This window comes from Bacteroidota bacterium (assembly GCA_016183775.1).
Taxonomy (GTDB): Bacteria; Bacteroidota; Bacteroidia; order JABDFU01; family JABDFU01; genus JABDFU01.
Window position 1 is genome coordinate 1 of the sequence record JACPDY010000127.1, and the last position, 9,369, is coordinate 9,369.

At 38.9% G+C, this 9,369-nt stretch carries 9 protein-coding genes and 1 tRNA gene; 4 read left to right on the top strand and 6 right to left on the bottom strand.

The window, feature by feature from the left end; translation table 11 throughout:
• Positions 1-206: 206 nt before the first annotated feature.
• From HYU69_15015 to HYU69_15030, 4 genes are all read right to left on the bottom strand, one after another.
• Complete coding sequence (locus HYU69_15015) at positions 207-1,190, bottom strand: aldo/keto reductase (protein ID MBI2271653.1); 984 nt, start codon at positions 1,188-1,190, stop codon at positions 207-209.
• Between the two features lie 37 nt (positions 1,191-1,227).
• The gene (locus tag HYU69_15020) at positions 1,228-1,653 is read right to left on the bottom strand and encodes a hypothetical protein (GenBank protein MBI2271654.1); all 426 of its coding nucleotides are present in this window, start codon (positions 1,651-1,653) and stop codon (positions 1,228-1,230) included.
• Positions 1,654-1,835: 182 nt separating this feature from the next.
• A tRNA-Leu gene (locus tag HYU69_15025) sits at positions 1,836-1,917 on the bottom strand.
• A 283-nt stretch (positions 1,918-2,200) separates the two neighbouring features.
• Positions 2,201-3,496 carry a SpoIIE family protein phosphatase gene (locus tag HYU69_15030; protein MBI2271655.1) on the bottom strand — a complete coding sequence of 432 codons (1,296 nt, stop codon included), beginning with the start codon at positions 3,494-3,496 and terminating at the stop codon, positions 2,201-2,203.
• 371 nt (positions 3,497-3,867) lie between these two features.
• On the opposite strand from HYU69_15030, the gene HYU69_15035 reads away from it, so the two are divergent.
• The 4 genes from HYU69_15035 (at position 3,868) to sulP (ending at position 7,377) form a co-directional block, all read left to right on the top strand.
• Complete coding sequence (locus tag HYU69_15035) at positions 3,868-4,311, top strand: DoxX family membrane protein (GenBank protein MBI2271656.1); 444 nt, start codon at positions 3,868-3,870, stop codon at positions 4,309-4,311.
• Positions 4,312-4,322: 11 nt separating this feature from the next.
• Complete coding sequence (locus HYU69_15040; protein MBI2271657.1) at positions 4,323-5,141, top strand: universal stress protein; 819 nt, start codon at positions 4,323-4,325, stop codon at positions 5,139-5,141.
• Positions 5,142-5,172: 31 nt separating this feature from the next.
• Entirely contained in the window at positions 5,173-5,574 is a 402-nt protein-coding gene (locus HYU69_15045) for a hypothetical protein (protein MBI2271658.1), read from the top strand.
• 147 nt (positions 5,575-5,721) lie between these two features.
• Positions 5,722-7,377, top strand: coding sequence for a sulfate permease (sulP, locus tag HYU69_15050; GenBank protein MBI2271659.1), 1,656 nt, complete (start codon positions 5,722-5,724; stop codon positions 7,375-7,377).
• Positions 7,378-7,418: 41 nt separating this feature from the next.
• On the opposite strand, the gene HYU69_15055 is transcribed toward sulP, so the two are convergent.
• Positions 7,419-8,480: a response regulator gene (locus tag HYU69_15055; GenBank protein MBI2271660.1), complete on the bottom strand. Its 1,062-nt coding sequence runs from the start codon at positions 8,478-8,480 to the stop codon at positions 7,419-7,421.
• Between the two features lie 5 nt (positions 8,481-8,485).
• Positions 8,486-9,369 (bottom strand): HAMP domain-containing histidine kinase (locus HYU69_15060; protein MBI2271661.1); only part of this gene is annotated, 884 nt, incomplete at its 5' end.

The window sequence follows — 9,369 nt, forward strand, 5'->3', positions numbered from 1 at the left end:
AAGTGTGATAATTCCTGAACACTCTCCTTAATTGTTAACGATTTTGGATGAGACATAGAATTATATTTATAGTTTAGTCCAAAAGTAATAAAAAAAATCTACATGCAAAATATTGGACTATATTTTATTTATAATTGGTATTAGTTGTCAGGCATGGACATGAAACCAACTAACAACCAAAATCTAACAACCTGCTTTTCGTCAGCTTAATATCCGGGCTGCACAGGTTTATTCTGAAGAATAGCTTCGATCTTCTCCATCACCTCAGGAGTATGTTTGGCAACAGCATCCAAACATTTCAGGTTCTCTTTCAACTGTTCAACTTTACTTGCACCCAGTATAACCGACGACACGAATAGATTCTTCAGGCACCAGGCCAATGATAAATGCGTAACACTTACACCCATGCTCTTAGCCAACTCTGTAAGTTGTTTTGCTTTGTTTATTTTATCCTGCACCAGAAGTCCGTCCTTTAACCACTGTAAGCCTTCCATACTCACGCGGGTAGAATCGGGTAAGCCGGCATTATATTTACCCGTAAGCAATCCGGAGGCCAGCGGCGACCAAATCGTAGTTCCCAAACCATAATGTTTAAACAGGTGTAAAAAATCTTTTTCCATTTTGGTGCGCTCAAACATATTGTATTGAGGCTGTTCCATAGTGGGAGCTATCAGGCGATCCTTTTCGGCAACAAGAAATGCTTCCATTAGTTCAGCCGCGCTCCATTCCGATGTTCCCCAGTAAAGTATCTTTCCTTGCTGGATAAGCGTATTCATGGCATGCACGGTTTCCTCAATGGGTGTATTCTTATCAGGCCGGTGGCAAAAGTAGAGATCTACATAATCCAATTGTAATCGTTTGAGAGAAGCATTGCAGCCTTCCATGATATGCTTCCGGCTCAATCCTTTTTGGTTGGGCAGTTTACCGCCATCACCGAAATACACTTTACTCGATACCACGTACGAGCTTCGCTCCCAGCCCATCTTCTTTAAAATAGCACCCATCACAGTTTCCGATTTGCCATTCGCATAGGCCTCGGCGTTATCAAAAAAATTAACACCGGCCTCATACGCAACACTCATCAGGTCTTCGGCTGTATTGTCATTTATCTGTTTACCAAAAGTCAGCCACGAGCCAAGTGACAATGCGCTTACCTGCAATCCTGATCTGCCAAGTTTCCTGTATTCCATACTAATTCAATTTTATCATGAAGATAATACAGTAATGTCAATAATTCCTCTCATAAACAGTTTTTCCATTTAGTTTCTTCACTTCACGGATCAGTCTTCCCGAAAAGCCGTATTGTTTAAGTACAGACCTGGATTTTACTTCCGTCCAACCGCTGCCTGATATCTTCAACTCCTTATATTCCTTTAATTTCCCATTGCTGTAAAACGATTTTTCAATTTGCCGGGTTTTACAAATACCATCAGTTACGTCACAATGAGAACCCCTTGGGTGTTTCCCTCGTTTGATCGATTTGATCTTACCATCTTCATAAAAGGTTTTGGTTATATGCCATTGATGGCAATTTTTATTATGACAGGTTGAATCGTTGTGTGATACAATGGCACTTGCAGGTAAATTGTAAAACACACCAAAAACTAGTAAGCCAACCAAAATTCTTATGCTTTTCAATGGAACTATTGACATAATCCAAATTTAGTCAAAACGCAAAACACCTGTAAATTGACAGCAGAGAGGTAGTATCCATAAACTCTATAATATTTATTAACTTATTTAGGTAGTTAAATAAAATCCCCAACATTCCCGCTTGATCCGAGTAACCCCCATAAATTTTAAAACCCTCATCAATTGAGGGTTTTAAGACCACGTGCCCGAGAGGAGACTCGAACTCCTACACCTTACGGAACAGGCTTCTGAGACCTGCGCGTCTACCAATTTCGCCACCCGGGCGGGGTGATTCAGCGTAAAAATAGGGATTTTTTCATGTTCGGTCTAATTTTAATTTTTGGAGGGAGGAACCGGAGGGAGGAAGTTTTTAATCCCTGGAAAATACCCTTTTGAATTTACCTGAAGCAAGAACATGATGCATTAAACTTTTTAAGGCTGAAACGAGCCTGCTTAAAATAAGTTACAGATAAATGAAATGCAGTACTTTAAAACAAAGTTTGAATCCGCTGAGCGAATATAATTATGGAATTTTAAAAGAGGAACTTCAAAATATAAAGAGTTCTGTTCATAGTGTTTGTATAACGGAATACTTATTTATTGCTTCCCATTTTTTTTCATTAATAACAGTATGCTTTCCCGATTGAATGGCTGTCTGCTGAATTTCGATACCAACAACTAAAATATCATCCGTTTGGTCGAATCCGTTCTTCCATTCATTGATGTAATCGTTTAGTATACGTCTTTGGGCCGACATTTTAGATGTGCTGATCTCCTTTAATATTTCCCGGAATCTCCTTGCTTTCATTTTTTTATTATTCCTCCCGCCAAATTGATCGGTATAGCCATCAGTAAACATGTAAATTTTATCACCATGATCTAGTTTTACGATGTTGTTTTTATACCTGAGCTTTTCACTTTGCATTCCGCCGATAGAAAAAGGACATCCCTTTATTTGCATGAATCCATTTTTGCCCATAATATAGATCGGACGCCTGGCACCGGCGTATTCTAAAGTATTGTGCTTATTATCAATTGAACAAAAAGATATATCCATGCCATCGCTGAGAGAGTTATCACTTTTACCTTGCTTAAACACTTCACAAATTCCCTTATTAAGCTCTTCCAAAACTAACTGGGGTCGGGTTATGTTCCTCAAATGAATGATATTATTTAGCATATGATAACCGATCATTGAAAGCATTGCCCCGGGAACACCATGACCGGTGCAATCACCAATGGCAACAAGATACTTGTCGTTGTACTCGGTAAACCAGTAAAAGTCGCCGCTCACAATATCTTTTGGCCTGTATAATATGAATGCTTCGGGAAACATTTTTAAAAAGAGCCGCTTCTCAGGCAAAATTGAATTCTGTATCTGCCTGGCATATTCTATGCTATCGGTAATATCCTTGTTCTTTTGAGAAATAACCTGCTGCCTTTTTTTAAGTTCCTCATTCAGATTTTTTATGACATCGTTTTCCTTCTTCAAATATGTTCTGTTCATCACATTTTCTATAAGTGAAGGCAAGCGCATCAGATTTCTTTTTAAAATATAATCCTCCGCTCCTTCTTTAATGCATTTTACAGCGAACTCTTCAGACACAGATCCTGTAACCAGAACAAATGGTATGTGAGGATAATTTTCTTTGACTATTCTGAGTGCCGAAAGGGAATCGAACTGCGGTAATGAATGATCTGATAAAATTATATCGGGCAAAAAAGAGGAGAGAGAATCTATAAATTCTTCTCTGGTAGCTGATAACCTGGAAGTAAATGAAATATTCGCCTTCTGCAACTCGCGTTTTATAAGCTCCAAATCAAACGCATTGTCTTCAAGAAACAAAATTTTTATGTTTTCCATTGACAGGCAGTTTTTATTAGTTTCAAAAAAGAAAAATGCTTATGCGATAGGTCGGATTTATCAACCTGTTAATATCTTTTCAAAAATATTCAAGCAAATTTTACGTAACGAATATTGAGCCACCTTTTAACAGAAACAATTTTAAACAAATTTTCAACAAAAAAAATACGTATAAATACCTGAAAATGAGAATTTAATTTAGGTATTTTACTTAGGATATAATACCTATTACATAGAAGAAATGGCAGCCCTGATACCCTAATTATATGTACTTTTCTTTCGGGCTGATATTAATCATATCTTACAATGAGCATACTCATTAATTTGAATATGAGTATGTTCTACATTTGTCAATAATGTTTAAATAGAAAATGATGTTTTATAATTATATGGCGGCAAGTTTTATAGTCAGGGTGTTTTTGGGCGTGTTGTTCTTCGCACAGGGGTTCGATAAAGTCTTTCATATAAAAGTTCATAGCGTGATACACGCGTTTGAACAACCGCTGGAAGATCACAAACTTCCAGCGTGGATGATTACATGGGCGGGAGTATATACTTCGTACATTGAACTTATATGCGGGTTTATGCTCATCATTGGTTTATTCAAGTCAATTGCACTTTACTTACTCGGGATCGATCTCCTGATGGTATGTATAGCGTTTAGTATAATCAAGCCAATGTGGGATATTCAATTTGTATTTCCCCGTTTAATATTACTGATAGCATTACTTGTTATGCCCGCTAATTGGGATGTTATATCTGTTGATTACCTGATAGGAATACTGGAATTTATACAAAAAGCGAAATCGTTATAAAATAAATAAAAATGAAAAATATCTTAGCACCAACCGATTTTTCGGATACAGCTAATAATGCAGTTGAGTATGCCGCTGCGCTTGCGGCAAAGTCCAATACGGACATTACTTTATTCCATTGCTTTCACGTACCGGTTATCGCGGGTGATGCTCCTGTAATAACCATTACTTTCGATGAACTGGAAAAGGATAGTAAGGATACGCTCAAAGCAAAGAAAAGTGAGTTAGAAAAGAAATATCCGGGTGTAAAAATAAATACTGTATCCAAAGTGGGATTTACAACAGAGGAAATAGTAGAATATAGTCAGAATAATCCGACCGATCTCATTGTAATGGGTATAAGCGGATCGGGAAAGCTTGACCAATTGCTGGGAAGTACCGCGACTGCTGTTTCTAAAAAATCAGAAGTGCCTGTACTGATTGTTCCACCTGAAGCCGGTCCGGGTAAACTTGGTAATATTGTTTTCGCATTCGACTTTAAAGAAATTGAAAACACAAACAACATTAATATCGTTGTTGAATTAGCCAGATGCTTTAACTCAAGAATAACAGCTCTGAATATAAAACAAGAATATGAGGAAATGAGTCCTGAAGAGGCTTTAGCGGAAAAACAAGCAAACACTTTACTTTCGGAAGTGTCGCACAAAATGGTGAAATTCAGCGACACTGATACTATACACGGAATTCATAATTATCTTAAAGACCATGACGCGGATCTTTTGGTGATGATGAAACGCAAACATGGCTTTTTTGACCTGTTGTTCAATGGAAGCAATACCCGTAAGATGGCTTTTCACACCCATATACCATTATTAATAATTCACGAGTAATATATAACGGAAAAACTAAAATATCTGAACTATGAAAATTAAGATAAGTGACAGCAGGAAGATCAGTGCGATTCAAAAGGAATTTAACACAATGTTTCCGTATCTTAAACTTGAATTTTTTTCGAAGCCACATACCAAAGGCGGAGGCTCGGCAAAAAAATTAATGAAGAGCAACTCCAAAACCATCGGTGAATGCCGGACTATCCATAAAAAGGGAAATATTACTATCGTACCTCAAATGACAGTTGGCGATCTTGAACAACACTTTCAGGATATTTATGGCCTGTCATTACAGATATTCCGGAAATCGGGAAAAAGCTGGCTGGAGACAACCTCTACAGATGCCTGGACCCTTCAAAAACAAAATACCGAAGGTGAAGCGTTAAGTAATCTGAAGTATGAAAATAATCCGAATGAAATTGACTATGATTAAAATGATTGGATCCTGATTGCTGCACAGCCGGGATGATTCAGGAAGTCAGATGGAATCTGTAATGAACAGCCGGAAGTTAATATTACATCGTCCGTACTCTCCCCTATTATAAGTGTTCTTCTTACTTTTGGGTAAGAAATGCATAGTATGCTGATACCAAAATTATTCACTACTCTTAAAGATTATTCAAAAGAACAATTCCAAAAAGATCTTGTTGCCGGGATCATTGTCGGGATTGTCGCATTACCCCTTGCTATCGCATTTGCCATTGCTTCGGGTGTTTCGCCCGAAAAAGGTTTGTTTACCGCAATCATTGCCGGCTTTATTATTTCCGCTTTCGGAGGCAGCAAGGTTCAGATTGGGGGCCCGACAGGCGCCTTTATTGTTATTGTTTACGGGATTGTTCAGCAATACGGAGTTAACGGACTTATCATAGCTACTTTTTTAGCCGGGATTATGCTGATCATTATGGGAGTAGCCAAATTGGGTTCCGTCATCAAATTTGTACCTCACCCGTTGATCGTTGGCTTTACAAGTGGAATTGCGCTGATCATTTTTTCATCACAGATGAAAGATTTTTTCGGGTTGAACATGGGTGCTGTACCGGCTGATTTTATTGACAAATGGACGGATTACGTTCAGCATTTCAGTACAGTGAATCTGTCGGCTATCATTATAGCAGCGGGAACCACTTTACTGTTATTTATTGTTCCCAGGTTCAATTCTCAGGTTCCGGTATCATTGATTGCGATCATCGGCGCTACAGCCGCAGTATATTTTTTTCATCTTGACGTTGAAACCATTGGCAGTAAATTCGGAGCGATCCCCTCAACCCTGCCTGCTCCCCTCCTTCCCGATCTCGATGTTCAAACCATTAAAAACCTGATCCAGCCGGCTTTTACCATTGCTTTGCTCGGGGGTATTGAATCCTTGCTTTCGGCCGTAGTCGCGGACGGTATGATGGGTGGCAATCACCGGTCAAATATGGAGCTTATTGCACAGGGCGGGGCAAATATATTTTCTGCCTTATTCGGCGGCGTTCCTGCTACCGGCGCCATTGCCCGCACGGTAACAAACATTAAAAACGGCGGACGCACTCCTGTTGCCGGGATCATACATTCGATCACATTATTACTTATCATGTTGTTCTTTGGAAAATTCGCCGGACTTATCCCGCTCGCATCGCTGGCCGGGATACTGGTTGTAGTTGCCTACAACATGAGTGAATGGAAATCATTTGTTAGTTTGTTGAAAGGTCCAAAAAGTGATGTAGCCGTACTACTTTCAACTTTTTTACTCACCGTTCTTGTTGACCTGACCATTGCTATTGAGATAGGTATGGTATTGGCCGCTTTTTTATTCATGCGAAGGATGACACAAATAAGTAACGTAAACATTATCACTCAGGAAATAAATGATGAGGCTGAAAAAGATGATCCTCAGGCGATCCAGAAATATACTGTAGCTAAAGGAATAGAGGTCTTTGAAATAAACGGCCCATTCTTTTTCGGAGCTGCATACAAATTCAAAGAATCCATGCGGGTTTTAAAAGATAAGGCACAGGTGCTCATTATACGTATGCGGGCAGTGCCTGTAATTGATGCCACCGGTCTTCATGCGTTAGAGGAAGTTTACAAAGCAGCAAAAAAACAAGGGACGCGACTTGTGATATCGGGAATTCAACATGAGGTTTATAAAGAGTTTGAGAAATCAGGGCTTCTGGGTCTGATCGGCAAGGAAAACGTACTTACCAATATTGATAATGCCCTTGCGAGAGCCAATGAATTGCTTTTATCTGAGTGAGTCAGAATGACAGTAAATGGAGGCTTACCGTTTACCGAGGATCAGTTCTTCATATTTTCAAGCTTCGCAAGATTCAACAAAGTAATTGTACTTCCCTTAATCTCGATCAGTTTCTCTTCCTTAAAATCAGATAAGCTTCGTATAGCCGTTTCGGTAGATGTGCCGGCCATGTTCGCTACATCTTCACGTGATATAGCCATCTGGAATTTTTCCGCTGCATCAGCCGAAGTATAACGTTTTTGAAGCTGCACCAATGCTTCAGCCACTCTTTTTCTTACCGAGTTATAAGCTAACTTAAGTAATTGGTTCTCTTTTTCTATCAAATTGTTAGCCAGCAGTTTGATAAAACGTTTGGCGACCTCAGAATTCTTATAAATTAGCGTGAAGAAATCCTCTTTAGGTATAATATTCACTTCGGTATCTTCCAAAGCAGCGGCTGATTCGGTATACGTAGTATTTTCCAGGAGATCAGAGTAACTGAAAAAATCACCTTCTTTGAATAACGAAGTAATATACTCCTTACCATCCTCATTGGTCTTATAGGTCTTTACCTTTCCTTTAACTATCAGGTAAATACCGCTGGGGTAGCCACTCTCACTGTATATTACATCTTTCTTTTTGTATTTAAAGGTCTTTCTGCCATCGCCTATTTTTTTAAGATCGTCAATATTCTTGATCTCATCCAGGAAATCATAAACGCCCTGCACTCCTTTTGAATACTCTGTTTTAAGCAGATCTGTCTTCTTCAGGCGACTCTCCACCGCGCGAAGCAGTTCTATATCATCAAAGGGTTTCGTCACATAATCATCCGCACCCATTTCCATTCCTTTACGCAGATCACTCCGTTCGGTTTTAGCAGTTAGGAAAATAAACGGAATACTGGCTGTTTCATTGTTTTTACTCAGCATGTGAAGCACTCCGTAACCGTCAAGCACAGGCATCATAATATCGCAGATGATAAGATCAGGGAGCTCTTTTTGCGCAAGCTCAACGCCAATCTTGCCGTTCTTGGCTGTTAAAACATTGTAATTGGCCAACTCAAGTATCTCGGCTGTGTTTTCACGCATATAATTGTTGTCTTCAATTAAAAGGATTTTCTTCATTTTATTTATTGGTTTTTATTGATACGACTTGTAAATGTAGTCCCCTCATTCAATTTACTTTCAACACTTATCTCACCGTTCATTAATTCAATATATTTTAAAATAATATTTAACCCAAGCCCGGTTCCCTGTATATTAAAAGCATTCTGGCCCCGGAAAAAGCGTTCAAATAAATGTTCCTTATCTTCCTCAGATATACCGATTCCCCTATCGTGGACAACTATGCTTGCACCCTTATTATCAATAAGGGTCTGAACATCAATCTGTTTGTCCTCATCCGAAAATTTGATCGCGTTTGAAATGAGATTGAAAAAAATATTTTTAATCAGCTTTTTATCCAGGTTCACAATCGTTTCTTTGCCGGTATGTTTGTACTCGATTGTCTGACCGTTCTTTTTAACTGATGACATTTCCTGAACCACTTCTTCTGCAAATGCTTTGAGATCAAATTTTTCGGGATCGCAGGCTATTTTTCCTTCTTCCAGTTTACTCAACGACAGGAAGTCATTCAATATATCGGTCATATTATTTATAGCCGATTTTATACGGGTGATATGTTTATTACGCTTTTCTTCATTTTCCGGTCCATGATATTTGCTTACAAGGGATAAGGATGAAAGTATAGTTGCTAAAGGTGTCCGGAATTCATGTGAAGCCATTGACACAAATCTCGACTTCATGTCATTCAGTTCCTTTTCTTTTGCCAGGGCGTCATTCAACTCCTCTTTTGTTCTTTCCAGTTCATGCACAGCTTCCTGCAAAATCAGGGTCCTGTCCTCTACCTGTTTGGTCAACTCAACTGAATAATTCTTTACCTTCTCTTCAGCTTTTTTGCGCTCCGATATATCAACTATAAATGCGATCACAAAGCGCTTATCATTGGCTGAAT

What these genes read in the sequence shown, in the direction of transcription:
- HYU69_15035 (MBI2271656.1), top strand. Translation starts at nt 3,868, where the DNA reads ATGATGTTTTATAATTATATGGCGGCAAGTTTTATAGTCAGGGTGTTT.
- HYU69_15020 (MBI2271654.1), bottom strand. Translation starts at nt 1,653, where the DNA reads ATGTCAATAGTTCCATTGAAAAGCATAAGAATTTTGGTTGGCTTACTA.
- HYU69_15045 (MBI2271658.1), top strand. Translation starts at nt 5,173, where the DNA reads ATGAAAATTAAGATAAGTGACAGCAGGAAGATCAGTGCGATTCAAAAG.
- HYU69_15040 (MBI2271657.1), top strand. Translation starts at nt 4,323, where the DNA reads ATGAAAAATATCTTAGCACCAACCGATTTTTCGGATACAGCTAATAAT.
- HYU69_15055 (MBI2271660.1), bottom strand. Translation starts at nt 8,480, where the DNA reads ATGAAGAAAATCCTTTTAATTGAAGACAACAATTATATGCGTGAAAAC.
- HYU69_15030 (MBI2271655.1), bottom strand. Translation starts at nt 3,496, where the DNA reads ATGGAAAACATAAAAATTTTGTTTCTTGAAGACAATGCGTTTGATTTG.
- sulP (MBI2271659.1), top strand. Translation starts at nt 5,722, where the DNA reads ATGCTGATACCAAAATTATTCACTACTCTTAAAGATTATTCAAAAGAA.
- HYU69_15015 (MBI2271653.1), bottom strand. Translation starts at nt 1,190, where the DNA reads ATGGAATACAGGAAACTTGGCAGATCAGGATTGCAGGTAAGCGCATTG.